General features: G+C 43.9%; 19 protein-coding genes and 1 tRNA gene. 8 read left to right on the top strand and 12 right to left on the bottom strand.

The annotated features are described in order from the left end of the window. Positions 1-342: 342 nt before the first annotated feature. On the bottom strand, positions 343-2,877 hold the full coding sequence (locus BMZ72_RS36095) for an ATP-dependent Clp protease ATP-binding subunit (protein WP_089816402.1): 2,535 nt from the start codon (positions 2,875-2,877) through the stop codon (positions 343-345). Positions 2,878-3,071: 194 nt separating this feature from the next. Between BMZ72_RS36095 and BMZ72_RS36100 the strand changes: the two genes are divergently transcribed. Together BMZ72_RS36100 and BMZ72_RS36105 are read left to right on the top strand one after the other, a co-directional pair. Beyond that, positions 3,072-3,446, top strand: a complete 375-nt coding sequence (locus tag BMZ72_RS36100; protein ID WP_089816403.1) for an STAS domain-containing protein — start codon at positions 3,072-3,074, stop codon at positions 3,444-3,446. A 104-nt stretch (positions 3,447-3,550) separates the two neighbouring features. Beyond that, positions 3,551-4,459 carry a ribonuclease Z gene (locus BMZ72_RS36105; protein ID WP_089816405.1) on the top strand — a complete coding sequence of 303 codons (909 nt, stop codon included), beginning with the start codon at positions 3,551-3,553 and terminating at the stop codon, positions 4,457-4,459. 79 nt (positions 4,460-4,538) lie between these two features. Here the strand turns inward: BMZ72_RS36105 and dapA are convergent, their stop codons facing one another. Further along, the gene (gene dapA, locus BMZ72_RS36110) at positions 4,539-5,417 is read right to left on the bottom strand and encodes a 4-hydroxy-tetrahydrodipicolinate synthase (RefSeq protein ID WP_089816406.1); all 879 of its coding nucleotides are present in this window, start codon (positions 5,415-5,417) and stop codon (positions 4,539-4,541) included. A 101-nt stretch (positions 5,418-5,518) separates the two neighbouring features. Beyond that, positions 5,519-6,472 (bottom strand): acetyl-CoA carboxylase carboxyltransferase subunit alpha, encoded by a 954-nt coding sequence (locus BMZ72_RS36115; RefSeq protein ID WP_089816408.1) that lies wholly within the window; start codon positions 6,470-6,472, stop codon positions 5,519-5,521. A gap of 118 nt (positions 6,473-6,590) precedes the next feature. Here BMZ72_RS36115 and BMZ72_RS36120 point away from each other — a divergent pair. The 3 genes from BMZ72_RS36120 to BMZ72_RS36130 all read left to right on the top strand — a co-directional run bounded on the left by BMZ72_RS36120 (position 6,591) and on the right by BMZ72_RS36130 (position 9,344). Then, positions 6,591-6,664: transfer RNA gene (locus tag BMZ72_RS36120), tRNA-Asp, on the top strand. A gap of 474 nt (positions 6,665-7,138) precedes the next feature. Continuing rightward, positions 7,139-8,170: a hypothetical protein gene (locus BMZ72_RS36125; protein ID WP_089816410.1), complete on the top strand. Its 1,032-nt coding sequence runs from the start codon at positions 7,139-7,141 to the stop codon at positions 8,168-8,170. A gap of 10 nt (positions 8,171-8,180) precedes the next feature. Then, on the top strand, positions 8,181-9,344 hold the full coding sequence (locus BMZ72_RS36130; protein ID WP_089816412.1) for a hypothetical protein: 1,164 nt from the start codon (positions 8,181-8,183) through the stop codon (positions 9,342-9,344). Positions 9,345-9,992: 648 nt separating this feature from the next. On the opposite strand, the gene BMZ72_RS36140 is transcribed toward BMZ72_RS36130, so the two are convergent. The 6 genes from BMZ72_RS36140 to BMZ72_RS36165 all read right to left on the bottom strand — a co-directional run bounded on the left by BMZ72_RS36140 (position 9,993) and on the right by BMZ72_RS36165 (position 16,415). After that, positions 9,993-11,105 carry an acyltransferase family protein gene (locus tag BMZ72_RS36140; RefSeq protein WP_089816417.1) on the bottom strand — a complete coding sequence of 371 codons (1,113 nt, stop codon included), beginning with the start codon at positions 11,103-11,105 and terminating at the stop codon, positions 9,993-9,995. Positions 11,106-11,194: 89 nt separating this feature from the next. Then, on the bottom strand, positions 11,195-13,660 hold the full coding sequence (locus BMZ72_RS36145; RefSeq protein WP_089816419.1) for a glutaminase family protein: 2,466 nt from the start codon (positions 13,658-13,660) through the stop codon (positions 11,195-11,197). A gap of 505 nt (positions 13,661-14,165) precedes the next feature. Beyond that, a complete protein-coding gene (locus BMZ72_RS36150) occupies positions 14,166-14,804 on the bottom strand; it encodes an NAD(P)H-binding protein (protein WP_089816421.1) in 639 nt (212 codons plus the stop codon). Between the two features lie 48 nt (positions 14,805-14,852). Beyond that, positions 14,853-15,095: a 2TM domain-containing protein gene (locus BMZ72_RS36155; RefSeq protein ID WP_177223053.1), complete on the bottom strand. Its 243-nt coding sequence runs from the start codon at positions 15,093-15,095 to the stop codon at positions 14,853-14,855. 66 nt (positions 15,096-15,161) lie between these two features. Further along, positions 15,162-15,749: an NAD(P)H-dependent oxidoreductase gene (locus BMZ72_RS36160; protein ID WP_089816425.1), complete on the bottom strand. Its 588-nt coding sequence runs from the start codon at positions 15,747-15,749 to the stop codon at positions 15,162-15,164. 75 nt (positions 15,750-15,824) lie between these two features. Further along, positions 15,825-16,415, bottom strand: coding sequence for a Crp/Fnr family transcriptional regulator (locus BMZ72_RS36165; protein WP_089816428.1), 591 nt, complete (start codon positions 16,413-16,415; stop codon positions 15,825-15,827). Between the two features lie 338 nt (positions 16,416-16,753). Between BMZ72_RS36165 and BMZ72_RS36170 the strand changes: the two genes are divergently transcribed. Further along, positions 16,754-18,259 (top strand): choice-of-anchor I family protein, encoded by a 1,506-nt coding sequence (locus tag BMZ72_RS36170; protein ID WP_089816430.1) that lies wholly within the window; start codon positions 16,754-16,756, stop codon positions 18,257-18,259. A 76-nt stretch (positions 18,260-18,335) separates the two neighbouring features. On the opposite strand, the gene BMZ72_RS36175 is transcribed toward BMZ72_RS36170, so the two are convergent. Then, on the bottom strand, positions 18,336-19,343 hold the full coding sequence (locus tag BMZ72_RS36175; RefSeq protein ID WP_089816432.1) for a WD40/YVTN/BNR-like repeat-containing protein: 1,008 nt from the start codon (positions 19,341-19,343) through the stop codon (positions 18,336-18,338). Positions 19,344-19,474: 131 nt separating this feature from the next. Between BMZ72_RS36175 and BMZ72_RS36180 the strand changes: the two genes are divergently transcribed. Further along, positions 19,475-20,530, top strand: a complete 1,056-nt coding sequence (locus tag BMZ72_RS36180; protein ID WP_089816434.1) for a hypothetical protein — start codon at positions 19,475-19,477, stop codon at positions 20,528-20,530. A 6-nt stretch (positions 20,531-20,536) separates the two neighbouring features. Here the strand turns inward: BMZ72_RS36180 and BMZ72_RS36185 are convergent, their stop codons facing one another. Beyond that, positions 20,537-22,858: an FdhF/YdeP family oxidoreductase gene (locus BMZ72_RS36185; RefSeq protein WP_089816436.1), complete on the bottom strand. Its 2,322-nt coding sequence runs from the start codon at positions 22,856-22,858 to the stop codon at positions 20,537-20,539. Between the two features lie 157 nt (positions 22,859-23,015). On the opposite strand from BMZ72_RS36185, the gene BMZ72_RS36190 reads away from it, so the two are divergent. Further along, entirely contained in the window at positions 23,016-24,152 is a 1,137-nt protein-coding gene (locus BMZ72_RS36190; protein ID WP_089816438.1) for an acyltransferase family protein, read from the top strand. Positions 24,153-24,250: 98 nt separating this feature from the next. Here BMZ72_RS36190 and BMZ72_RS36195 read toward each other — a convergent pair whose 3' ends face one another. Continuing rightward, on the bottom strand, positions 24,251-25,597 hold the full coding sequence (locus BMZ72_RS36195) for a BamA/TamA family outer membrane protein (RefSeq protein ID WP_089816440.1): 1,347 nt from the start codon (positions 25,595-25,597) through the stop codon (positions 24,251-24,253). Positions 25,598-26,095: the final 498 nt, after the last annotated feature.

Here is a 26,095-nt window from a genome sequence, read left to right on the forward strand (position 1 = left end):
AATTATCTGTTTACCCATCTCCTACTTTATCTGCCAGTCCATCTATCTAAACACTTATCTATTCCATGTAATCACCTAATCATCCATTTACCCATCTCCTACTTTATCTGCCTCGTCCATCTATCTAAACACTTATCTTTTCCATGTAATTACCTAATTATCCATTTACCTATCTCCTACTTCATCTGTCTAGTTATTTATCTAAACACTTATCTATTCCGTGTAGTCACCTAAGCATCCATTTACTTTATCCGTTGGGTTATCACAAAGGGACATAAACAAAAAGATCCCGGACTATTCGTCCGGGATCTTTATCAAAACATTTCTATCAACTATGGCTTATTATGCCTCTGATTTTTCGGATTTGTTACTCTTTGAAGAGTTCTTTAAAGTGAAGATCAGTTTCTGATTCTCCTTGTCCAGGTCTGCAATGAGGACATCTCCGTTATGGATGTTCATATTCAGAATTTCCTCTGCCAGTGGGTCTTCCAGGTATTTCTGGATGGCTCTGTGCAGCGGACGGGCGCCGAACTGCTGATCGTAACCTTTCTCTGCCAGGAAGCCTTTGGCCTCTTCTGTCAGTTCCAGGCTGAAGCCCAGGTTCTGCAGGCGTTTCAGTACACTCTGCATAGTGATATCTATGATGGTATAGATATGTTCTTTGCTCAGAGAGTTGAATATGATCACATCATCGATACGGTTCAGGAACTCAGGAGAGAAGGTACGTTTCAGTGCTTTTTCAATTACTGATTTAGTATTGTCTTCTTCGTTGTTTGCTTTTGCGGAGGTTGTGAAACCAACGCCTGCACCGAAATCTTTCAGCTGACGTACACCGATGTTAGACGTCATGATGATGAGAGTGTTCTTGAAATCCACCTTACGACCCAGACCATCGGTCAGGATACCATCGTCCAGTACCTGTAACAGGATATTGTAGATGTCAGGGTGAGCTTTCTCGATCTCATCCAGGAGGATTACGGAGTAAGGTTTGCGGCGTACTTTTTCAGTCAGCTGACCACCTTCTTCATAACCAACGTATCCCGGAGGCGCACCAATCAGACGGCTTACGGAGAATTTCTCCATATATTCACTCATATCGATGCGGATGAGGCTATCTTCTGAGTCGAACATATAACGTGCGAGGGATTTTGCCAGCTCGGTCTTACCAACCCCGGTTGGACCCAGGAAGATGAAAGTACCGATTGGTTTCTTAGGATCTTTCAACCCTACCCTGTTACGCTGGATCGCCTTTGTAACTTTTGAGATGGCTTCGTCCTGACCAACCACAGCGCCTTTCAGGTCTTCACCCATACGACGGAGTTTTTCAGTTTCAGCCTGTACCATGCGTTTAACAGGGATACCTGTCATCATGCTTACTACTTCTGCGATAGCTTCTTCGTCGATCGGATAACGTTTGTGCTTCACTTCTTCTTCCCAGACGTTCTTCGCTTTTTCCAGATCTTCTCCGAGTTTCTTTTCTGTATCGCGTAATGCAGCAGCTTCTTCAAAACGCTGGCTCTTTACGACTTTATTCTTTTCCTGCTTGATGTCTTCGATCTGTTTTTCCAGGTCGAGGATATTTTGCGGAACATTGATATTTTTCAGGTGAACTCTTGCGCCTACTTCATCCAGTACGTCGATCGCCTTATCAGGTAACAGACGGTCTGTCATGTAACGGTCGCTGAGTTTTACACACGCTTCGATCGCATCCTGAGAATAGCTTACGTTATGGTATTCTTCGTAGCGTGGTTTGATGTTATTCAGGATCTGAATAGTCTCATCCACGGTTGGAGGTTCTACCATTACTTTCTGGAAACGACGGTCTAACGCGCCATCTTTCTCGATGTACATGCGGTACTCATCGAGGGTCGATGCACCGATGCACTGGAGTTCTCCACGAGCCAGGGCCGGTTTGAAGATGTTGGAAGCATCCAGGGAACCTGAAGCACCACCTGCACCTACAATGGTATGGATCTCGTCGATGAACAGGATCACATCACGGTTTTTCTCCAGTTCGTTCATGATGGCTTTCATCCTTTCTTCAAACTGTCCGCGATATTTTGTCCCTGCTACCAGCGCCGCCAGATCAAGGCTTACCACGCGTTTGTCAAACAGTACGCGGGACACTTTACGCTGTACGATACGCAGCGCGAGGCCTTCTACGATAGCTGTTTTACCAACACCCGGTTCCCCGATAAGGATCGGATTGTTCTTCTTACGGCGGGATAATATCTGCGATACACGCTCAATTTCCTGCTCGCGACCAACAATAGGGTCTAAGCTGCCACTCTCGGCCAGCTTGGTAATATCCCTGCCGAAATTATCGAGCACAGGGGTTTTGGACTTGGTATTGGTTTGTTTAGCCTTGGAGGCAAAGCTCTTACGCTCATCTTCAAACTCCTCTTCTCCAGGATCATCAAACTCTGCCTTAGGATCGGCTGATTTTACGAAGCCCAGTTCGTTTTTAAAAGTGTCGTAATCCACGTCAAACTGTTGTAAGATTTGTGTACAAACGTTTTCTTTATTCTTGAGGATTGAAAGCATTAAATGCTCGGTTTCCACGGTTGGGCTTTTGAGGGCTTTTGCCTCGAGCACGGTAACACGTATAACCTTTTCTGCCTGCCTTGTAAGCGGTAGACTGTTGATATTGGCAATATTTTTTCCTGTTTTATCTTTTACGGCCAACTCAACCTCTTTACGAAGTTCATAAAGGTCTACATTTAAGGCCTGCAGAATTTTAACAGCTGTCCCTTCCCCTTCTCGAATTATGCCTAGCAGCAGGTGCTCTGTGCCGATGAAATCATTTCCCAAGCGTAAAGCTTCCTCTCTGCTAAACGAAATGATCTCCTTTACTTGCGGTGAAAAATTCTGGTCCATTGTGAGAATATTAAATTATTAAAACCCTTACGGGGACTTGCTTATACAATATTAGCAAATAATTTTGATTTACCTTTACCCTAACACTTTAATAGTACAAGTGTACAATTGAGGGCTGTTAAGTAAGAAAGAAAGCTGTTATCTGGCAGGATTCCCGATTACTATTTACTAACTTATAAAAGAAAATCTTACTTATGGAATTCAAAATTGATACCAAAGAAAAAATCCTGATCGTACAGCCTCAAATTACGCAACTGGATGCTAATTTGTCAGCCGGGTTTACCAGGGAGGTATCAGAATTGCCAGGTCTGGATGGACGTAACCTTATACTGGACATGGCCTTAGTGGAAAAAGCCGATGCTGAAGGGATTAAAGCCATTTTAACAGTATATCACCAGCAGTATGACAGCGGACTATCCTGCGCGGTAACCGGCCTTAACAGCACTTTAACAAATGACCTTAAAAATGCCGATGAAACGGCGTATAACCTCGTCCCTACAATGTCTGAAGCCATTGACATGGTCATGATGGAAGACCTTGAAAGGGAATTATTGCAGGATGAGGAATAATTTTTTCCCTCCTCTCACATTGATGCCATATTTTTCCGGAATGTGGAATTCAATTCCATTTTCCGGAATAAATAAGGATTTTTGGTAAATATTTTTTTTCGTTCATGTTTGCAGTCACCATTTTAGGTAATAACTCAGCTCTTCCCACGTTAGAAAGACATCCGACGGCTCAGATAGTGACATGTAATGATCAGCTGATACTGGTGGATTGCGGAGAAGGCACACAATTACAGTTTGCGCGCTATAAGATCAGAAGGAGCCGCCTGAGATATATTTTCATCAGCCACCTTCACGGAGATCATTATTTCGGCCTTATCGGGCTTATAAACAGCCTTAGTCTGCTCGGACGGCAAGACCCCTTAACAGTGTTTGCCCCGCCCGAACTGGAGGCTATTTTACGGCTCCAGATGGAATGTTCCGGCACCATTCTGCAGTTTGAACTGCAGTTCGTACCATTGCTGGAAGAGAACCAGGGCGTTATCCTCGAAGATAAAGATCTGAAAGTCAGCTTCTTTCCTACCCAACACCGTATTCCCTGCTATGGATTTGTCTTTGAAATGCAGAAACGCAGGCGGAAGATCATTCCTGACCAGACCAAAGCGTATGAGATACCAGCCGCTTACTTCAGTAAATTACAGCAAGGCGCTGATTATCAACGTAAAGATGGTTTGCTCGTCAAAAATGACTGGGTGACCCTGGCGCCGCCCACGGGTAAGAAGTATGTTTATTACGCAGATACACGTTTTTCTGAGGACCTGATCCCTTTTGCCAAAGACGCCGACCTGGTATACCATGAGACCACCTATCTGCACAATCTGGCAGAAAGAGCGGCAGAAAGGTTCCATAGTACGACCATAGAAGCAGCCACACTGGCATTAAAGGCAAACGCCCACCGGCTCATTATAGGGCATTTCTCTTCGAAATATACCGATCTGACCCCATTTGAGGCAGAATGCCGGGAGGTATTCCCCAATTCCGATCTTGCACTGGAAGGCGTCAGTTATATCATCTGACCCCTCCACATACCACATAAAACACAGCGCCCCGTCCTGCCAGGCAGAACGGGGCGCTTTATTTCTACCGCTTCGCGGTTTACCTGTAGTTTTTGTTGAAAGCGGCGATACGGCTGTGTAAACCTTCGCTTACCGGCACTACCGGCAGGCGGAATACATTTTCGATCAATCCACCTTCTGCCATGAATGCTTTTACGCCGGCAGGGTTATTCTCTTCGAACATCAGGTCGAAGGAATCCTGCAGTTTATAATGCAATTCACGGGCTTTTACGTTATCGCTGGCCAGCGCAGCCTTCACCATGTCAGATACGTCCTTCGCGAAGTAGTTAGCTGCCACGGAGATCAGTCCGTCCATACCGGTTGCGATCTGAGGAAATGCCAGTGCATCGTCACCGCTGACAACCAGGAAATCCTTTGGTTTGTCCTTGATGATCTGCATACACTGTACCATGTCACCGCTGGCTTCTTTCATTGCCACGATGTTGGCTACCTCTTTCGCCAGGCGCAGGGTTGTCTGCGCTGTCATGTTACGACCTGTTCTGCCAGGTACGTTGTACAGGATGATCGGTTTGGGAGATGCTGCTGCAACGGCCTTATAGTGTTGGAACAATCCTTCCTGGCTGGGCTTACTGTAGTAGGGAGCAACGCTCAGTACAGCAGCAGCTTCATCCAGCGGACAGGTTTCGAGTCGCTTGACAACGTCGCGGGTATTGTAGTCACCAATGCCTACAACCACCGGTACACGTTTATTCACCTTTTCGAAGGTAAATTTCATAATGTCCAGCTTCTCTTCTGAGCTAAGTGTAGGAGTTTCTCCGGTCGTCCCCAGGGATACTACGTAGTCAACCCCGCCGGAAATCACATGATCAATCACTTTCTCCAAAGCATTCCAGTCGATGCTTTCGTCTTTTTTAAAGGGCGTAACCAGTGCCACACCGGTGCCTTTCAATTGTTCCATATTGAGTGTAGATTCCAGATAACAAATTCCAAATCGCCCTCTTTATCAATCGTAAAGAGGTGCAAAGATTATAATTTGGAATGGTATATAACGAAATATTTTTAGCGCTCTTCAAAAAAGCCCATGTTGCTGAACTTGTCGATACGCTGCTCGATACGGGTATCGGCGTCGATCTTTTTCAGTTCTGCCAGGGTATCCTTGATCTTCTTCTTGAGAATTTCCGCCATTTCGTCCGGATTCACATGGGCACCACCGAGCGGTTCCTTGATAACACCGTCCACCAGGCCAAAGCGGCTCATATGATCTGAAGTCAGCTTCAGCTCTTCGGCAGCTTTCTCTTTGAAATTCCAGCTACGCCAGAGGATCGTGGAGCAGTTTTCCGGAGAGATTACTGTATACCAGCTGTTTTCCAGCATCAGGATCCTGTCGCCAATACCGATACCCAGTGCACCGCCAGAAGCGCCTTCACCGATGATGATACAGATAACCGGCACCCGTAATTTCACCATTTCGAAAATATTACGGGCGATAGCTTCCCCTTGTCCGCGCTCTTCAGCTTCCAGACCAGGATAAGCACCAGGAGTATCTATCAGGGTAACAATAGGCTTGTTGAACTTTTCAGCCAGTTTCATGAGGCGAAGCGCCTTTCTGTAACCTTCCGGGTTGGCCATCCCAAAGTTGCGGATCTGACGCATTTTGGTATTTATCCCCTTCTGCTGACCAATGAACATGACAGTTTCACCATCGAGTTCGGCGAATCCACCGACCATGGCTTTATCGTCTTTCACATTCCTGTCGCCGTGCAGCTCCACGAAATTGGTACACATCTTCTCGATGTAGGCGAGGGTATAGGGCCTATCGGGATGCCTACTGAGCAGTACCTTCTGGTAACTGGTCAGGTGGTCGTACACTTCAAGGCGGGTATCAGCGATCTTCTGCTCATACTCCTTTACTGTAGCTGTAACGTCTACACCCGACTTTGCGCCATTCTCCTTCAGTTTTGCCAACTGATCATACAGGTCCTCAATAGGTTTCTCAAAATCCAGGAATTGCATATTTGTGTATAAAATTGGTTAAAGTACGCTGTAAAGATAAACGCTAAAATATTTTTTAAAAAAGATTTGCAAAATTGATTTGTTTGTTGCTATCTTTGCTGCCCCGAAAACAAGGGAAGGATCAGTAGTTCAGTTGGTTAGAATGCCGCCCTGTCACGGCGGAGGTCGCGGGTTCGAGTCCCGTCTGGTCCGCAAGCTTTAAGCCTTCAAGTCGAAAGATTTGGAGGCTTTTTTGTTTTACATAGTTGAGAATGAGGGAAGAGCGAGACCTTTACAGGTTTGAGAAAATTTGACCTCATCGCTAAATTTACCGTTTTTACTCAAACAATCTGTGAATCAATATTTCTAAGAAATAAACGTCCCTATAAGTTTCATTTCATCATAATCTATCGTCAATCAGTAAGTTCTCCAAAAATCCATCAGTAGCATAATATGCTACCGTCAGTGAGAAAAATCGTTTAAATAGAGGAGATTTTGCAGTTCATTCGTAGTGACAGCAGCTGACTACTTTTTAACTCCCTCTAAATTGTGCCTTTTTGCAACAAATGAATGCTATACCGCAAAACATATTTAAAAAACTATATATTTTCTCTAAAAGAATATAACTTTATATTCCGATTGTGGATTGTTCGTACTCAATTAGCAAAAAACTATTCTTGTACCTAAATGAAAGCTAAGTCTGGGATGTTATTAGCGGGGATGGTGTTATTGATGATAACATATTTAAGCTCCTATGCCTTGCCTGGTCCAACATTGAATAATAATCAACCCCAGAAACAACTGTATTATGCAGCGTTCTCTGAAATAAATCAAATGCTCTCCGGAGGAAAACCTCCTAATTTCAAAAAAGCGGTTTTCCTGATGGAAAATGCATATCTGAACGGAGCCTGGTCTTATGAACAGTTTAATACCAAAATATCCGAAATCGCAATAAAACTGCGGCAGATGATTGAGAAAAGACACCTGGAAAAGTTCCGTACTGCGGGCAACTGGGCTGCGTTCACCTATATGACGGATTCTATTCAAGAGAATAATTTTCGCCCCTTCACCTACGACTTTGATCACTTTCTGGATGATAAGGATCCCACTGTAGGATTTGTAACAAAGTTGTTACGAACTAATAAGGGGAACTGTAATTCATTACCCTTTCTTTATAAAATACTTGTAGAAGAATTAGGTACCTCAGGGTTTCTCGCATTGGCACCGATACATTGTTACATTAAACATAAAGATGAACAAGGTAAGTGGGTTAATCTTGAGATGACAAGTGGAAGCTTTGCAAGAGATGAGTGGATTATGCAGGAAACCGGGGTTACGGTAGAACAAATTAAGTCTGGCATCTATATGCAAGCTCTTACACTTAAAGAGTCAATAGCACTCGTTCTAAAAGAATTAGCTGTTAACTACCAGTTTCAATTTGGTATTGAAGATTTTGATCTGACCATTTGTAATACGGCATTACGCTACTTTCCTACATCAGTTAATTTACTGATGGTAAAATATGAGCATTACCGGTTGGCATTGCGACAAACTCAAAAACTGCAGAAAGATCAGGAAGTAGAAGCATATCAAATGCTTAAGACCATTGATGCCAGATTAATTGAATTGGGCTATAAATATTCATCAAAAGACGAGTATAATAACTGGATAAAGCAGAACAAACTAAGTAAGAAAACAACAATAACTGCAAATAAATAATCATCTACTAATGAATATTAATAAAAAGACTGTCTGGACCATTGCTATACTATTCATATTCAAAACCGGATATACGCAGATCAATAATCCATACGAACAGTTCGGATATACTATTAAGTCAAACTATGTGAGAACGAAAGATAATGCCGGTATATATGTTGCAAACAGGGATACAACAAATAGCAACCGGTCATTATTAATTGCAGCAAAAGATAGGAAAATCTATATGCTGGATAGTAAGGATAGTATAATCGGATATGTGAATGTTCCAGAAAATACATTGGCTAAATTTCTTTCCGTCGACCCGCTAACAAAAAAATATCCGGAACTGACTCCCTATCAGTTTGCTTCAAATAGTCCCATACAAGGAATTGATCTGGATGGTATGGAACTGTATGTTTCAACTAAAGGACAATTACTGGGTAGTTTTGGGAAGTCAACCTCATTGAGGATTGTAAGCGACATAAATGTTGCAAATCATATCAAATCAGTAGCCAGGGATCCTAGCATCAATCAAAATCCTCAGGAATTCGACTCCTATCATACATCTCTTACTGTATTACAAACTACAATTGACATGTTAAAGAAGACTGCGAGTGCAACAGTAGCAGAAGGATATGTTTCCGTCGTTAATGGAAATGAAGTAACACCAGGAATTTCTCAGCCTGCCAGGCTTCAGGGGGGCGTTATGGCAACTCCTGAAAATATCAATGAGTTTGTATATTCAAATAACAATGACGAAAAAAACCAGGAGATTACAATAATTCATTCCCATGCTATCGGGGCTTTTTTCTATAATACAACAACGCAAAAGTTTGATTTAGCCCCTTACCATTTCGAACTTTCAAAGTCCGCTAGTTTTAAAACAAGCGACGGTTCGATATATAATACAGGCAACATTGTGAGACCATCAGAAGATGATGTAAAACAACCTCTTGGTGGACAAAACTTCAACTGGGTACTTATTGGAAATTTAAAGCCGAACACATTAAACACCAGTACTAACACAGTTAGCCAAGGTAAGCCTGGAGCAATCTTTTACCAAAGGTCTATCGCCAACGCTCAAAGTTTTAGTTTGACTGAACGTCAACTTTCAACGCTGCGGAAAAATGCGCAAAGGTATATAAACGCGAAAGAAAAAGCCAACGCTTCAAATAATACAGATTCTCAATAATAATATCCAAATAAGTACATAAATCATGATAAAAAAATTGCTACTAATATGTACACTAACTTTCATATCAGTTGTAGTAGCGAAGGCCTTCAGTAGCACTATTAGCGATTCACGGCAAGTATATTTTTATATATGGGAGGCTCCTACAGAACTTAAAGTAAGAGTTCGTAAAATATGGCGGAATAAAGCAGATAGCCTGAGAGTTGCCCGTATTGATCTGATCTGTGAAAGTGATGACCATACTATTGATACAATACCATGCATCTATACCCGGAACAGCATATATTTTAACGCGATTGATACCATTCAGCACAAGTTGGTTAATATGTCATTATCATTTGAGGTCAAGCCGGAAAAGGGAAGTTCCGGACCCAATGAAAAATTGACGGTGCCATTTCTTGTCTTTTTTATGCATAGTTCAGCAACATCTCCTTTGTCTTTTGCATTCCAACGAAAGGAAGGTTCACATTTTGACGTCAACATGTCAAAAACAGATTACCCTTTTATCGCATTGTCTCAGAAAATAGAATCAGCATCTTTAGCGGAGTAATATCTCAGGTGAAGACTAAGAAAAATTGAGGTTAAATACACTAACGGACTGTAAAGGGGTTAATAACAGGAATTGCCACCTGTATTAACCCCTTATTATTACCTCAGCTTCTTTCGCAGCCAGGCACGTACCGGCTCATCAAATAGTTTCAAACTCGCATATGCGACCGCAATTGCCCCTAAGAAAGTTGCTAACGCATATGGCCAGGACGCTGCCATTGTTATTCCTTTATGGTCGCTTACCCATCCCACATAGAAATAAACAAGGGTATAATGGGTCATGTACAGCGGATAAGATATATCACCCAGTAATTTACAGATCTTATGTTCGCTGTTGCCTGTTACCGTTGCTCCGGCACCCATCAGCACTATTACGGGGAAAACCAGAATGATACATACTGCCTCATACAGCCCATTGAGCCACAAATGATCTGCCCCGCCAATACGTGGCATGAACAATATCGCCGCTACCAGCAAGGTGCACCAGAGAAAAGCATTTTTCACATGTATTGGTTTCCCTATCCTTGATAATAATAGGCCTGCAAAAAATGGATACATCATGCGCGTCATCCCTACCCGCACCTGTTCTAATGTTAATGTCCAGCCGCCTGTTACATCACCATTAGCATTGGTTACAGCAAAATGTACCAATGCTGCTGCTGCCAGACTCACCAGGATCGCCAAAGCCCAGTTGGGTAATTTTCTGATCCCTAATGCGTACAGTATATTGGCGATGTATTCAAAAAATAAAGACCACCCTACACTGTTCAACGGATGCATCTCCTGCCAGCCACGTATGTCCATGGACAATGGAACCGGCAACATGGTATAACCAATGAGCATCACCAGCAACATTTTCCATACGGGTACGGTATGGATCAATGGCCAGATGGTAGACTCCGTAAAATAGAAACCAATTGCACCCAATGTCATCCCCAGGATCACAAGAGGTTGCAGACGCTCAAAACGACGTCTTAAAAAGGTACCTACTGTAAGTTTGTCCCACCTGTCGTCGTATGCATAACCTATTACATAACCGGAGAGTAAAAAGAAAAAGTCCACCGCAAGATAGCCGTGGTTGATCCATTGTGTCAGGTGACTGGTAGCATGTGGTTCACAAAGATGGAACCATACAACGATGATCGCAGCCACACCACGTAATCCATCTAATACCTGGTAATGAGGTTTTGTAGGAAGGGCGTTGTTGTTCATTTAATTCGCTTGATTAGAATGAAATACAGCAACTATCAATTGTGTTAATTGATAGTTGCTGTACAGACCTGTATTTTTATGATATCGTATTAGTTAGTGTGTAATTTATCAGACAGGACTTTCATGTAGAATCCGCCTACAACACTTCTTGCTTTGAAGTTTTCACGGATACCTGTTTCAGAATCGTAAAAATCATTCAGCGGTACACGGGATGGCGTCTCCAATGCATGTATGTAAAGTGGTTTGATCAATGCTTCAAACTGCTCTTTTTCCGGCGCAAAGGTAGCTGTCCATACGATCCAGTCGTTTTTAGTATAGGATTTACGGCTGTCCAGTGGTATACCAAATTTGTTTCCTTTTGTGAGATAGTATTTCGTCTCCGTGTCATATACTTTTTGCGGGAACAGATTAAGGTCTAATACCTTGTCCCATATCAGATTGTATTTCTGGCTCCAGGTGTTTTTGTTGTCGAATGTGAGTGCATAGTGGTCTCCGGCATCAGCCATCTCTATCCATTTTGGCACCATGCTTTCAGCAATGGCACGGTACTTTTTGGCTGTTTCATGCTCTCCCAGTTGCTCTGCCATCTGTGCATAACATCCAATGGCAACGATTGCTTTAACAGATAAATTGGCATTACGCGCCAGGTGACCGGCAAAATCATCCGTACACAACTGTGTCTTAGGATCAAGTCCTTCCTTGGTAAGATAATCCACCCAGGTAGTCAGTGTTTGCCAATGTTTCTTAGCATAATCTGTATTTTTCTGCGCTTTAGTAATAGCAGCACATAAAATAATCATGTTACCTGATTCCTCGACAGGCATAGGTTCGCCGTAAGTCTGACCATTTGCCTTAGGATATGTTCCCAGGTCATGCGCAGCCCATGGATGCGGATACTTACCGGTCTCACTGAAGTGGAATATGCCTGTTAACATACCCTGCATCAGTTCCGGATTGTATATGAGATAAAGCGGCGCAGAAGGATATGTTACATCCACTGTGTTAATAAAACCACCACTATTATTCTCTTTTGACAACCACAATAATTCACCGTCCGGACTTTTCACCAGGGTGTGTGCAGCAATACTCTGACGATAAGCCAGTACACAGATGTGTGCATACTCTTCACCACCCGATTTCAATGCAGTAGCATATACTTCCTTGTCAAAGTCATTACATCTCTGCATGACAGTATTATATTCATTGTCTGCACTGATCAGCTGTCCTTCTATGGTTTCGTTGCCAGCAGCATTCCACCAGGGTCTTAAGTTGTCATTGAAGTACTGAACGGCATACACTTCATCGTAGCCCAGTTCAACAAAGCGCTCAACCTTATTACTGCCAACAGTACCAAATGGGAGAACTGTATTCAGCGATAATGATTTTCCTTCTGATGCGGATGACACAGTCACGCCTTTCTTAAAGGTCTCTATCGCATCAGCGCCCTTTGTGATGTATTGAACGGCACCTTTGTTTTTCTCAGCAGCTACATAAAAGTATCCCCAGTCAATACGCATATCATCTGCACCTTTTTGCAATACAGGCTGCTCTGTAGTACCTACTTTCAGAACAGACAGGTTGCCTGCATCATAACGTTTTGCCGCAACAGGTTGAGATGGCTGATAAACTGCGATATCAGATGATGCACTCATAAAGACCTTAACAGCATGTTGTTTTCCGTCGTTTGCTTTTACAGCATACGTAATATAGGATACCGGACGGGATAACAGCTTCAGATCATTCAGCAAAAGCGGTGACGTAAATTTGAGTTGCAGGTCAACATTACCGGCAGTAAACTCATAGGTAGTCTGCGTTGCGGCAATATCAACCTTTGTTTGTTGCGCAACCTGATTTTCACCCAACGCACTCTTTTGTTTATCTACCAAACCAAAGTCCAGGTAGCGGCCACCTGCACTATTCGCAAGATGAATGGCTATTGTGTTCTCACCATTTTTCAGCATGCTTTTATTAACCGGCAGATATTTGAAATTACTGGTCCAGCCAGTTGTTTCATAGATCTTGTTACCATTGAGAAATACTTCGACATTGTCATCATGATTAAGCTTTAACAACAAATCATTGATGCTGGCAATATTCTTCACTGTGAAAGTTCTTCTCACCCAGATATTGTCAGATTTCCATAATGTCTTTACATTTTTTTCATCATCACCAAATGGCGCCTGACCAGATTTCCAGCTGGCTGTTTTGAAATCGGGTGCAGTCCAGTTCGCATCAGGCTGCGTTTCTGTATAACTCACCTCATAAGGCGTCTCATCAGCTGCCGCCAATACCGTTTTATATTTTGTTACCTCTTTACCCAAAAAACGATACAACTTTCCATCTACACTGATCATTCCTAAAAGCGAATGATCGGCGCCTGTCCAGTGTGTCGTTGTCGAACTGTTCAGCTGATCCGTATTAGACCAGATACTAAAATTGGGATTGTGAGTAATAAGTGGATACGCAGGCGCTATCCTTTTTTGTGCCTGCATCTGACAAGTGTAAACTAAACACGCAAGTACGCTGAGACCTCTTAATCTGTTGAACTTAATCATCTTAGATTTTTGTAAATTTTGGAATTTTAGCGGGTTAAATTAGATAACCGGAATTTTTCAATTATGATTTCCGTGCCAAGATTAAAATAATTCAGGTCAATTTTGCATGTTTTTGCAATTTTCTGAGATATGGGAGTCTTAATGATTTTATTTTAGTGATATTAAAGGGGTGTTAGTAGAAATTTGTTTTGATAATATTATTTTGAGTATCTACTTGTTACCCCTACTGATAGTATAAGCTCTTGCCATCCAAACCTCAACAAACAAAAAAGGTGTCAATGATGACACCTCTTAAATTATATTGATTGAAACTTGTCAAGTACTTTTCACCCGGACCTTCGCAAGCCATTTCTTAGCATCTTCCAACTTCTCAGGAAACAAAACCCTATTCTTAAGTTTAAATGCCATAAGGACTAATAAATCAGCATCAGACGTACCCGACAGTTTTTTCATATCATGTAATTTCAAATTGTTGCTATTAGATATTCTTCAGATCCCATCACTTTTAAAAGTCAAAAATCTTCTCCAATGATATGACGTGTTTTCCTGCCGGAAGTACCCTTGGCGCCTTCGCCAATTTCTGCGCCAGTAAAGACGTCTCCAGTGGACGGAACTTCTTCATCAATCCCAGCCGATTCAGGAACTTCAGTATACCGCCGAATACATGCTCTCCTGACCTGTCTGTCTCCTTTCTTAACAACATGCCGGGTTTAAATATGATACACTGATCAAATGCCAGATTTTCAACACCCTCCTCCAGCTTACCTTTCATATTGGAATAAAAGACCTTACTCCTGGGCGAGGCCCCAAATGCAGACACTACTACCGCTTTAGGAACACCATTTCTCTTTGCTATCTCTGCAAACTTTAAAGGTATCTCATAATCGATATGCCACTGTTTTTCTTTTGAGCCTGCCGTTTTCAAAGTACTTCCCATACAGTTGAACCATACATCTCCCCTGATGGCATCCGCCACCTCTTCCAGTTTATCAAAATCTGTCATTATCTCGGTCAGTTTGGGATGACTGATCCCGCTGGAACGACGTACGAATATCACGACTGCTGTATAGGCAGGGTCCTGCAATAATACATGGGTAAGGTCTTTTCCGGTCGCTCCGGTAGCCCCGATGATCAGCGCTTTCATATTTCTGGTTTTCAAATTAACAACAAAATAAATATAACTCTTTTCAGTTTACCGGGAGGCAGGTGCGGCGCATTGCTGCTGACAAGGCTTAAAAACAAACACACCCAGGTAATGAAATAGCACGCCTGTTACCCAGGAAGCAGTACTCCATGCCGGCCATGGGTAAGTGGTATCGGTGAGATACCATGCCAGCCATACCAATGGGGTGACTAACAGAAAAACGAGGAAATGAATCCTGAAACCTTTCTTAGGATTGATAGCTGCAGCTGTATGTCTGGTATTGTGTTTCATAACTGTAGGTTTTATTGTTTGTGATGAATATGTTTGGTTGTTAGTCGGCAGAAACATTTGTCAGAATTATTTAAACTGTCTGCCTGATTGTTCTACTTTTTTCAGCCAGCTGTTGCGCAGCTTTTCGGTTGATTTTCTGATGAATCCGAAAGTAGAAAACCGGATAGGATCAAATCCTACATATCCGAAGACGATGGACTTAAGGATCTGGTATTGCGATGCGCGATAGATCAGGTAAAACCACCATTTGGGCGTATCCATTGTTACGAGTAAGCGCATGCTTTTGCCCTTCAGTAATTTTTCCGGAAAGACTTTGCCTGACTGGTGTTTGAATGCAAATCCGGGCAGTAATACCCTGTCAATAAACCCTTTAGCCAGGGCGGGCATAAAACCCCACCAGTTAGGGTAAGCCATCACAACATGGTCAGCCCATTGAATCTGTTGCTGTGCAGTGCGCAGGTCCTCTTCCAGCTGCATTGCTTCGCCTGTTTTATAACCGTCTGCAAGATTTACATCAAAATGCAGTTTTGATATGTAGATGGTCTGGGTATTAGCGCCGGCACTTTCCACACCTTTACGATAGGCATCAAGCAGCGCATTACAGAAAGAATTTTCTGAAGGATGACCGAGTATAAGTAAGATATTCTTTGCCATTGCAGTTTGTTTTAAGTTGATACTGCAAAGCTCCGGTATATGTGAAAGGGGGACCTGACGCAAATGCGTCAAAAACTATTTATGGGCTAATTTCTGGCGAATACGGGTAAGTGTCTGCCGCTCGATACCGAGATAGCTGGAAAGCTGGGATAATGAGACCCTGTTGAATAAGGGGGCATGGTGCTCCGCAAAATCAAGATAACGTTCTTCAGCGGTCTGAAAAACAAAGCTTTCTATACGCGCCTGTTGCCTTTTTAGGATCTCTTCTGCCACCAGCCGGCCATACCTCTCAAACTTTGGGTACTGCTGGTATATCCATTGCAGGTCTTCGAATGTCAGGCAGAGGAAGGTGGTCGGCTCCAGGCACTGGATCGTGTAACTGCTGGGTTGACGGGTGATAAACGCCGGGTAATGTGTTGCATAATCACCCTCCGCATAGAAACCAACATTGATCTCATTACCATTGAGGTCTACGAAAAACGACCGGATCAGGCCTTTGGTAACAAAGCCCAGCGCCTTCTGAACTTTACCTGATTGAATAAAAAGGTCTTTCTTATCCAGCTCCAGCAGGGTTAGTTTTGCGGCAAACTGAGCAAGTTCTTCATCAGTCAGGTCGGGGCAGAGCGCCCTGATCGAACGTACATATATTTCAGCGTCTGCCTGCATATCTGAATTGTTTTACCGGGTATAGAGATCTCTGTGAAAGTAAATATAACACTTAGCGGACTGTTGAAAAAGTAATCGCGCAACCCAACTGATCATTTAGGTGACAAATATCCTACTGATCCGGGCAATACCAGCCCTTTACCAGCCATATACATGGCGTGTATGTGGACTCGATCAGGTCATACCGCTCGCCGGGTAGCTGCCCTTTGTCTGACACTATCCCAATTCCCCCCACCGATGTAGATAAGATTAGCCAGCGTTAATAATTTCAAAACCTTTCCTTAACATTAAGTTCATCTGCCTTCTGTACTCTTGCCGCCTCAAACCTATATGCAAATATGAAATTCAAACACCTGTTACCATTTGCCATAATGGCTATCCTGGCGGCCTGTTCTAAAGATGACATGCCTGGTGAATCAATCGTTAATGAAGACGCTTCCACTTTCGCAGAAATTGGTACACTGGACATTGGTGAAGCTGGTGCAGCTGAGATCAGCGCTTATGATCCAACTACGAAAAGACTGTTTGTCGTGAATAACGGCGGCGTTAATAAGATCGATGTGATAGACCTGAGCGATCCCGCTAAAATGAAGGTGATCCACTCTATTCCAACCAACAGCGGCGCTGTAAACAGCGTATCTGTATTCGATGGGAAACTGGCTGCTGCTATTGAATCCCTGGACAAACAACAGCCTGGCAGAGTTACCGTTTACAATACCAATAGCTATGCAGAGATCAAGACAATCGCTACCGGTGCTTTACCAGACATGGTAACTTTCAGCCCGGATGGTAAATATATCCTGACTGCCAATGAAGGCGAACCTAGTGCAGATTACTCAAACGATCCGGTAGGTTCTGTTTCTGTGATCAGCGTGAGCGATAACTACAGTGTTGTAAACATTGACTTCAGCAGCTTCGCGTCTCAGCAGGCAGCGTTGCAACAGAAAGGTCTGCGCGTATTCGGTCCGAATGCCTCTTTTGCACAGGATATGGAACCGGAATATATCGCGGTATCACCAGATTCTAAAACTGCCTGGGTAACGCTGCAGGAAAACAACGCCATCGCGAAGATCGACCTGACTACTAAAACTGCCACCAACATCTTCCCACTGGGTTTCAAAGACTATAATCAGGATGCAAATGCGATCGACCCTTCTGATAAGGACAATACAATTGCTTTCGGTAAATGGCCGGTAAAAGGCATCTATATGCCAGACGCTATCGCTGTTTTACAGACAGATGGTGGTATTCCTTACCTGTTCACCGCAAACGAAGGTGATGTACGTGAATACACCGCTTTTGCAGAAGCAAGACGTATTAAAAGCCTTACGCTGGACGCAACTGCATTCCCTAATGCAGCTGACTTACAGAGCGATGCTAAACTGGGCCGTCTGAACGTAACATCTACCCTGGGTGATGTGAACGGTGATGGTATCTATGAATCCCTGTACTCCTTCGGTGCACGTTCTTTCAGCGTATGGAACGGTACCAGTGGTACACTGGTATATGACAGCAAAAACGAACTGGAAACAAAAGTAAATGCTGCTGGTTATTATGACGATAACCGTAGTGATGATAAAGGTGTAGAACCAGAAGGTATCACCCTCGGTAAAGTAGGTAACAAAAATATCGCTTTCGTTGGTATGGAAAGAGTAGATGCAGTTGCTGTATACGATGTAACCAAACCTGAAGCGCCATCCTTCCTGCAGCTCCTGAAATCAGGTGATGCTCCGGAAGGCGTACTGTTTGTATCAGCTGCGAATAGCCCTACCGGCAAAAGCCTGCTGATCGTGAGCAGCGAAGATGACGGCGTATTAAAAGTATATTCTCCGAAGACCTTATAATCGTCTCCTGTAACTGATAAGTAAAGGGCCATCTCAAAAATAAACTGAGATGGCCCTTTGCTTATTAATACAATAACTATTTCCGTACTGCTTCGCTTCCGCTAACAATCAGGAACCCCTTATATGTCTTCATGTTGGTCAATGCAAATCGGGGTGGCAGACCACTACCATAACGCTCCCAGCGTTGTTGTCCCTCAACCTTGCGGTAAACCCCATCCCACTGACCAGCAAAAACAGTTCCCTGACTGGCCACTACATTGAAAGTATAAAAGTCGTGCGGCATTCCCTGCTGTACACTCTTCCAGCTTGTACCACCATCAGTGGAGGCAAAGAGTTCATTATATGTCATCGCATACAGCGTATTTCCCACAGTACTTATGTTATGAAGAGAATGACCGGCTAATCCCTGTTGCCAGTCAGATCGCATTTTTGATGTAAAAAAAGCACCCTGATTGGTACCAATCCAGATATGAGCTCCATCAGCAGTAATCCCGTTCACCTGCATCGTATTGTTACCATACACCTGCACCCATTGTTTTTTATGTTCGTTATAGCTGAATAAACCAGCGTTCGTGCCTGCATATAATTTATTGTCAATTTCCACAAAGCGACGAATGGTCTGGCTTACCAATCCGGCATCAATATGTTGCCAGTGCTTCCCATTATCTTTTGAAGAAAAAACGCCTGCATGTTGTGTGCCCAGGTAAATAGCCTGCTTATGAAAGATCAGGGCTGCCGGATTGGCCGCCACAATATTTACCTGCATAGGAATCTCCTTCCAGCGATTTAACTTCTCATTAAAAAGATATACTCCATAATTCCGGACAGCAATAGCCACTATTCCCTCTCCGACAGCAATGGCCCCCAAGCCTATTTTCGCGTCAGCGGGTAATCCGTTGCTGGTGTTCTTCCAGCTGGCGCCATTATCCGAAGAAAAGAAAACGATCCCCCTGTTATCTGCTGCCGCAGGTTCCCGGACGGTGGATAAATGTGTTTCAGCAATAGTCCCGGAAGGGAAGTCCGGTGATACGTGCGTTACCCATTGTATGAGGCTTAACAGGGATGTGAGGGCTATTATTTTCATAACTAAGATTTCTGCTATGAATTTACTGAAATTCCGAGGCACTTCTTTCCTACTACGCATGTCCCCTCAACAGGTAAACACTTCAGGCCCAAGACAGTTTCTTTTGTAACTTTGCCCCCAAAGCAGGGAATATGTCGCAGGAACTGAATAAACGACCCGGAGAACTGATTATCAATCAGTCAGAAAAAGCCGGACTTAGTAAGGAACAACAGACCTTTAATAAACTCATACAGAAAATTGCCCAGCTACGGCAGGAGCTGAAAGATACCGCTGCCATCCTCGATAAGCAGCTGCAGCTTTATCTGAAGCAGATCTATCCACAGATGCAACAGGTGGTTGGTCTGCGGTCAGCCGTCGTCGTACTGATGAATGAGTTCATGACTATTTCCAAAGGACTCTCCGGACATGAGAAAGAAGCCCTTCGCCTGCTGATCATCAATCAGCTGCATGAGATATTCCGCTATCAGCAGGAAGAGCCGGAAGGCGAGTTACTGGAGATTTTCAATGCCCTGTCTGAAGTCACTTACCAGGACCTCACAGAACAATACCTTGCTAAACTGAGGGCCGCTACTGCTGCGAAAGAAAAGGAAGAAGAGACAGCTGAAACGACACTGCCGATGAAGACAACCGAACTGGAGCCAACAGGAAATGATAAACGTAAAACAAAACAGCAGCTACAGAAAGAAGAAAAAGAACGCCTGCTGGAAGAACTGCGCAGAAAAAATGTACACCATCTCTACAGACAACTGGCCAAAGTATTTCATCCCGATCTGGAACAGGATCCTGCCAGGATACAGTTAAAAGAAGAACTCATGAAGCAGCTGACCATCGCCCGGGAAAAGGGGGATCTGCTGACGATGCTGGAACTGGAACTGAACTGGATCCAGCAGGAAGACAGACATCCGGATCAGCTCACCAATGAAAAACTGCGCCTGTATAATACCACTTTACAGGAACAGGTGAAGGACCTGCAACAACAGATCAATAACCTGTTCAATCATCCCAGATATGCATTTTTACAGGGGTTTGCAAAAAATGTACAGGGCGTCCGGTTCATTGACTGGAAGACGGAAAAGAATAACCTCGACAATCTCGCACAGGGATTGAAAGAGATCATTGCGGGCCTGTCCATGGATACCAAGCATGCCCTGAAGGTGCTTAAAGGGGTATTAAAGTGGAATACCTAGTGCCAGCTATTCCTGCTGTGGTAAATGTTTTCTGATCTTTATCACCACACGTTTGGATGCAGGCATATTACTTTCATCCACTACATTATTGATTGAGACCAATACATTAGTTTCAGGAAAATAAGTGACCGTATCCTTTACAGGAATACTGTAAGGTACCACTATAAACAGGCGGGCAACTCGTTCTATGCCATCGTCATAATTAAAGAGATCTACTTTATCTCCTTCTGTGAAACCTGCCTTCTGCATATCAGCAGGATTCATGAAGATGACACGACGTTCATTTTTAATTCCCCTGTAACGGTCTTCCAGTCCGTAGATAGTTGTATTGAACTGATCATGCGTGCGCGTTGTAGCCATTGCATATTCATCATCGGCCAGTTGATTGAGAGGAACACTGGTCAATGAAAACGCCGCATGCGTATCTGAAGTAGTACTTTTAAAAACGCCTTCTCTAGGGCCATTTGGCAGATAGAAGCCATTGCGTTGTCTTACCTTGTTATTATAATCTTCAAACCCGGGTATACAGGCAGCGATGGCATCCCTGACAGCATCATAGTTATTTTCAAACAGGTCCCAGTCCACCACAGAACGTTTCCCAAGCGTCGCTTTTGCCATTCTGCATACAACATGTGTTTCATTCAGCAACTGATCTGACACCGGTGTCAGCATCCCTTTAGATGCCTGAACAACACCCATGGAGTTTTCCGTGCTGATAAACTGCGCCTCTCCATTTACCATATCTATATCACTACGGGAGAGCACCGGTAATATCAATGCTTCTTCGCCGTGTACCAGGTGGCCACGGTTTAGTTTTGTAGACACATATACACTCAGTTTCAGCTTTCTCATAGCAGCTGCAGTGAACGTCGTGTCCGGTGTAGCGGAGAGGAAATTACCACCCATGGCAAAGAAGACCTTCACTTTTTCTTCATGCATGGCTTTGATAGCTTTGACCACATCATATCCATGCTCGCGGGGCGGGTTGAAACCAAATACTGCCTGCAAACGGTCCAGCTGATCTTTATGTGGTTTCTCCATGATCATCATCGTACGGTTTCCCTGTACATTACTGTGACCACGTACCGGACAAACACCACCACCAGGTATACCGATACTGCCTTTTAACAGGAGCAGGTTCACAATCTCTTTCAGCATATCCACACCATTCTTCTGTTGTGTGAGTCCCATACCCCAGCAGATGATGATCCTTTTTTTATTCCGCAGCATCTCTGCTGCTGCCCTTATTTCACTAACCGGCACTGCGGACGCGGCGGCCAGTTCTTCCAGGCGGTAGGTTTTCAATTGTTCGATAAAGGCCTTATATCCGACTGTATTTTTAGCGATGAATCCATGATCAAAGACCTGTCCCGGCAGCTGTTCTTCTGCTTCATAGAGCAATAATTCAATGGCCTTCAGCAGGGCCATATCCCCGTTGATCTTTACCTGCAGGAACAGATCGGCCAGTTTAACCCCATGTCCCAGCACACCATTTGCCTGCTGCGGATTCCTGAATCCCATTAATCCGGCTTCCGGCAGTGGATTGATGGCAATGATCTTCGCACCCTTACGTTTACCTTTTTCAAGGGCGCTCATCATGCGCGGCGCATTGGTGCCTGGATTATGACCAATGATGATAATCACATCTGTATCGTAAAAGTCTTCCAGCTTTACAGACCCTTTGCCCAATCCAATGGATTCACTCAGGGCAACACCTGAGGTCTCATGACACATATTAGAGCAATCCGGCATATTGTTGGTGCCGAATTCCCTGACAAACAACTGGTATACAAAAGAGGCTTCATTGCTGGTACGGCCGGACGTGTAAAAGGCTGCTTCATTGGGAGAAGCCAATGCATTCAGGTGTGTCCCAATTTTTTTGAAGGCGTCTTCCCAGGAGATCGGCTGATAATAAGCCCCTCCCTTGGGCAGATACATTGGTTCGGCGAGACGGCCTTTTTTACCGATCTCATAGTCTGTGAGTTTTGCCAGATCAGCTACTGCGTTTTGTGCAAAAAAAGTAGCTGTCAATTTTTTCGTCGTTGCTTCTTCTGCAAGTGCCTTCGCGCCATTTTCACAATACTCACCAACCGGAGACCGATCATCATCCGGATCGGGCCATGCACAGCTGGGACAGTCAAAGCCACCCCGCTGATTCATTTTAAACAGGGCGATCATTCCTCTGATAGCAATGTGTTCTTCCCTCAGATCACTGAGTGCGGCCAATACGGCCGGGATGCCTGCTGCCCAGTGTTTGGCTTGCTTTACTTCCAGCTTTAATAATTTTACAGGATTCTCTGCTGATGGTATCTTTTGTTCCTCTCTCATGGCATTTTATTAATGATCCATTAGCAGAACAACTCAGCAGATGAGATAGTTCAGTCATCCACCCTTTTTACCGGTGCTGTAGTAAGGGCTTGCATCTTAGCAGATTATGGCGCATATTTGCGCCCAGGTCTCAATATTCCACAATTAAAAAGAAGTCATGCACGTAAACAGGACACAGGATCCTCATGTAATTACTAAACCACATTTCGAAATTCTAGACGGGCTAAGAGGGCTTGCGGCCATTGCAGTAGTCATTTTCCACTTTATGGAGATTGCCGTTCCCGACTATCACAACAGCTTCATTTCACATTCGTATCTCGCTGTCGATTTCTTTTTCTGTCTCTCCGGATTTGTCATCGCTTATGCCTACGACACTAAAATTGCGCAAATAGGTGTTGTTGAGTTTATGAAACTAAGGCTGATCCGCCTGCATCCGTTGGTAGTCATCGGCGCATTGATCGGGCTGATCGTATTTATATTCGATCCGTTCAGCAATCTCTATCAGACCTATGCCAGTAAAACGCTGCTGGTGTTTTTGTCTGCCAGTCTGATGATCCCCTATCCACTGGTAAAGGAGCGGTATTTTAATCTTTTCCATCTGAACCCTCCTACCTGGTCGTTGTTCTGGGAATACATCGCCAATATTTTTTATGCATTGGTGCTGGTGCGGATAAAGAATATTAAGATCCTCTGGGTACTGACTATCCTTGCAGCAGGTGCGCTATTCTACGCTTCCAAACAGGCGAATTTCCTCGCCGTGGGATGGGGTGGTGACAATGTCTCCGCTGGTGCTGCCAGGGTTGCTTATTCCTTCCTGGCCGGCATACTGGCTTATCGTTCCGGTAAGATCATCCGTTCCGAAATCGGATTTATGCTGATAGGGGCATTACTACTGGCTACCTTTATGATTCCTTTTTCGGAAAAGTATAACTGGTACCTCGATCCACTGGTGGTGATCTTCTTTTTCCCTTTTCTTGTGTTGCTGGGAGCAGGTGCGCAGACCAATCATTTCAGCCATAAGATCTGTAAGTTCTCCGGAGATATTTCCTACCCGCTGTATATGATCCACTATCCTTTCATCTGGCTGTTTATGAGTTATGTTGAGAAGTATAAGCCTTCATTACCAACCATGGTATGGATCATGATAGCCGGTACAGTACTATTGACAGCAATGGCTTATCTGGTGTTGCAATATATCGATACACCGATACGGAAATGGCTGAAGAACAGAAGAGCAGTACCTGCTGTTGCCGTGGTGGGCAAGCCTGCAAAAGTTGAGCATCAACATTCGTAAGCGACAGGTAAGATTTAAAAGAGAATGGTCCGCCAGATAGCGGACCATTCTCTTTTATAACAGTTTTATTGACCGTCTCTATCATTTTCTTTACCCGACTAAAACGCTTCATTCAAACCAAGGAAGAAGCCTTTTGCACCAAACTTACCCCAGGCATAGTCAAGACATAAATTCGTACGCGTTACTTTATTGAACAGGATACGTAATCCACCGCCACCGCCGGGTTGTAATACCTGGTATATCTTAGTGCCGGATTCATCGTTGGTTGTTTGCAGGTGAAAGAAAGCTACACCGCTGATTAAATTGTTTCGCAGTATCGGGAAACGGTATTCCATTTCAGCGTAGCTATACTGTGTGCCTTTAAAGTACCCAACGGTATATCCACGGCCGCTACGGAAATTCGGGTCTTTACCGGTACCAGGTAATTCAAGATAAGGTACATTACCTGCCAGCAGGAATGAGTTCCAGTTCCAGAATGCAAGGACATGTTCAGGATGTTGTTTTGACAGACTCACATATTTCCTGAAATCTGTGGAAAACTGCAATGCGTTTCTTGTACTCCCCAACCAGGTCTGGTTGGCCCTGAAACCCGCATCTAAGTAAACTCCTTTATAAGCCCTGTTCTGGTTATCACGGGTTGTATACTGCACATTGAAGAGCAGGCCGTTCGCCATATAGTGTGCCCTTTTGAAACCATGGCTGTCGCTGTAAATATTGTAGGGCGTCGGACTATTTGTGGAATCTCTCTCATCAATTTTCCTGCGGATATCAAAAGATACACCTCCGCCTAAAAAGAGCCCTTTGCTCACTTCTTTATAGACCTTTTCACGGAAGTTGTAAAACTGTGCGTGTAAGCCCCTTGGTTTACGGTCAGGGTTGTTCAGCACATGTTCCAGTTCCGTACCTTCCGTGGCCCTGCCAATACCCAGGCCATAGTCGGGTGTGACCGTCTTTGCTGCTACCAGGCTTCCCTGGAAGTTCCACTTGTTACCTGATGTATAGATATTATGGCTAATATAGAAGTAGATGATCCCTTTGGTGGTAATCGAAGCGGAGGTGGCCCCTACCGACATGAGGGTATTGGGGTCACTGCCGAATTTTTTACCGGCGACTGCCTTGATCCCTATCTGTGCCCCAATACTGGGATTTGCAGCCACATTTGGGATGACTATGACACCTGAGCGGGTTTTCCCCGACAGATCCGTTTTTTTGTTTAAAATACCCCTTAAAAGGTCACCCAGGTCATATTGTGATGACAGATCCTCTCCCTGTTTCACCGCTTTTACACGATCTGCGGTAGTAGAATCCGTTTTCAGGGTGTCAACGGGTGTGGGCGTTTGTCCGTAGGTCTGTCCATACAGACAAAGAAAAAAGGCGCATAACAAGGTTGTTATCCACCTGCGTTCGGGGCGCACCGGGCTGTTTGCTTTGCTGAGATGTAACAATACTAAATATGGTTTATGCTTATGAGTCGCTGTTCCTGGGATCAGGTTACAAATTTTAAACCAGGTTATACAGTGTATATCAGGGGAATATAATACACATCAATTCGGTGTTTTGTTATCGTGCAGGCAGGAAATGTCGGAAAATGATACGAGAGGGGCTATTCAGGACAAGTTGGTTAAACCATATAAACAGGGATGACTATTGACCAGATGCCGTTTCAATATTCATTATCCTACGTTAATCCTACGTTCCGGAACGTAAGATTAACGTAGGATAAGCCTTATCTAAACGGCATCTGTATGATCCTGAAATAGGTTTACACCTTAAAAAGTGTAAAACATGCAAAATTCAAACAATGAGGGACGTAAAGGGCGTCTAGGAATGCAATTTCAATATGAGCAGTCATTCATGAATAAAGTCGTAGCCGAATATATGGCTGGGGACCAAAGCATGAGCCAGGTGGCTGCTCGTTATAAGATTACAAAATCACAAGTAGC

This window comes from Chitinophaga sp. YR627 (genome assembly GCF_900114995.1).
Classification (GTDB): Bacteria; Bacteroidota; Bacteroidia; order Chitinophagales; family Chitinophagaceae; genus Chitinophaga.

Excerpts from the sequence above, each read along its gene's own strand:
- BMZ72_RS36130 (WP_089816412.1), top strand. The coding sequence starts at position 8,181 with ATGAATATTAATAAAAAGACTGTCTGGACCATTGCTATACTATTCATA.
- BMZ72_RS36175 (WP_089816432.1), bottom strand. The coding sequence starts at position 19,343 with ATGAAAATAATAGCCCTCACATCCCTGTTAAGCCTCATACAATGGGTA.
- BMZ72_RS36125 (WP_089816410.1), top strand. The coding sequence starts at position 7,139 with ATGAAAGCTAAGTCTGGGATGTTATTAGCGGGGATGGTGTTATTGATG.
- BMZ72_RS36140 (WP_089816417.1), bottom strand. The coding sequence starts at position 11,105 with ATGAACAACAACGCCCTTCCTACAAAACCTCATTACCAGGTATTAGAT.
- BMZ72_RS36150 (WP_089816421.1), bottom strand. The coding sequence starts at position 14,804 with ATGAAAGCGCTGATCATCGGGGCTACCGGAGCGACCGGAAAAGACCTT.
- BMZ72_RS36160 (WP_089816425.1), bottom strand. The coding sequence starts at position 15,749 with ATGGCAAAGAATATCTTACTTATACTCGGTCATCCTTCAGAAAATTCT.
- BMZ72_RS36180 (WP_089816434.1), top strand. The coding sequence starts at position 19,475 with ATGTCGCAGGAACTGAATAAACGACCCGGAGAACTGATTATCAATCAG.
- BMZ72_RS36105 (WP_089816405.1), top strand. The coding sequence starts at position 3,551 with ATGTTTGCAGTCACCATTTTAGGTAATAACTCAGCTCTTCCCACGTTA.
- BMZ72_RS36185 (WP_089816436.1), bottom strand. The coding sequence starts at position 22,858 with ATGAGAGAGGAACAAAAGATACCATCAGCAGAGAATCCTGTAAAATTA.
- BMZ72_RS36190 (WP_089816438.1), top strand. The coding sequence starts at position 23,016 with ATGCACGTAAACAGGACACAGGATCCTCATGTAATTACTAAACCACAT.
- BMZ72_RS36095 (WP_089816402.1), bottom strand. The coding sequence starts at position 2,877 with ATGGACCAGAATTTTTCACCGCAAGTAAAGGAGATCATTTCGTTTAGC.
- BMZ72_RS36145 (WP_089816419.1), bottom strand. The coding sequence starts at position 13,660 with ATGATTAAGTTCAACAGATTAAGAGGTCTCAGCGTACTTGCGTGTTTA.
- BMZ72_RS36170 (WP_089816430.1), top strand. The coding sequence starts at position 16,754 with ATGAAATTCAAACACCTGTTACCATTTGCCATAATGGCTATCCTGGCG.
- BMZ72_RS36165 (WP_089816428.1), bottom strand. The coding sequence starts at position 16,415 with ATGCAGGCAGACGCTGAAATATATGTACGTTCGATCAGGGCGCTCTGC.
- dapA (WP_089816406.1), bottom strand. The coding sequence starts at position 5,417 with ATGGAACAATTGAAAGGCACCGGTGTGGCACTGGTTACGCCCTTTAAA.
- BMZ72_RS36155 (WP_177223053.1), bottom strand. The coding sequence starts at position 15,095 with ATGAAACACAATACCAGACATACAGCTGCAGCTATCAATCCTAAGAAA.
- BMZ72_RS36115 (WP_089816408.1), bottom strand. The coding sequence starts at position 6,472 with ATGCAATTCCTGGATTTTGAGAAACCTATTGAGGACCTGTATGATCAG.
- BMZ72_RS36100 (WP_089816403.1), top strand. The coding sequence starts at position 3,072 with ATGGAATTCAAAATTGATACCAAAGAAAAAATCCTGATCGTACAGCCT.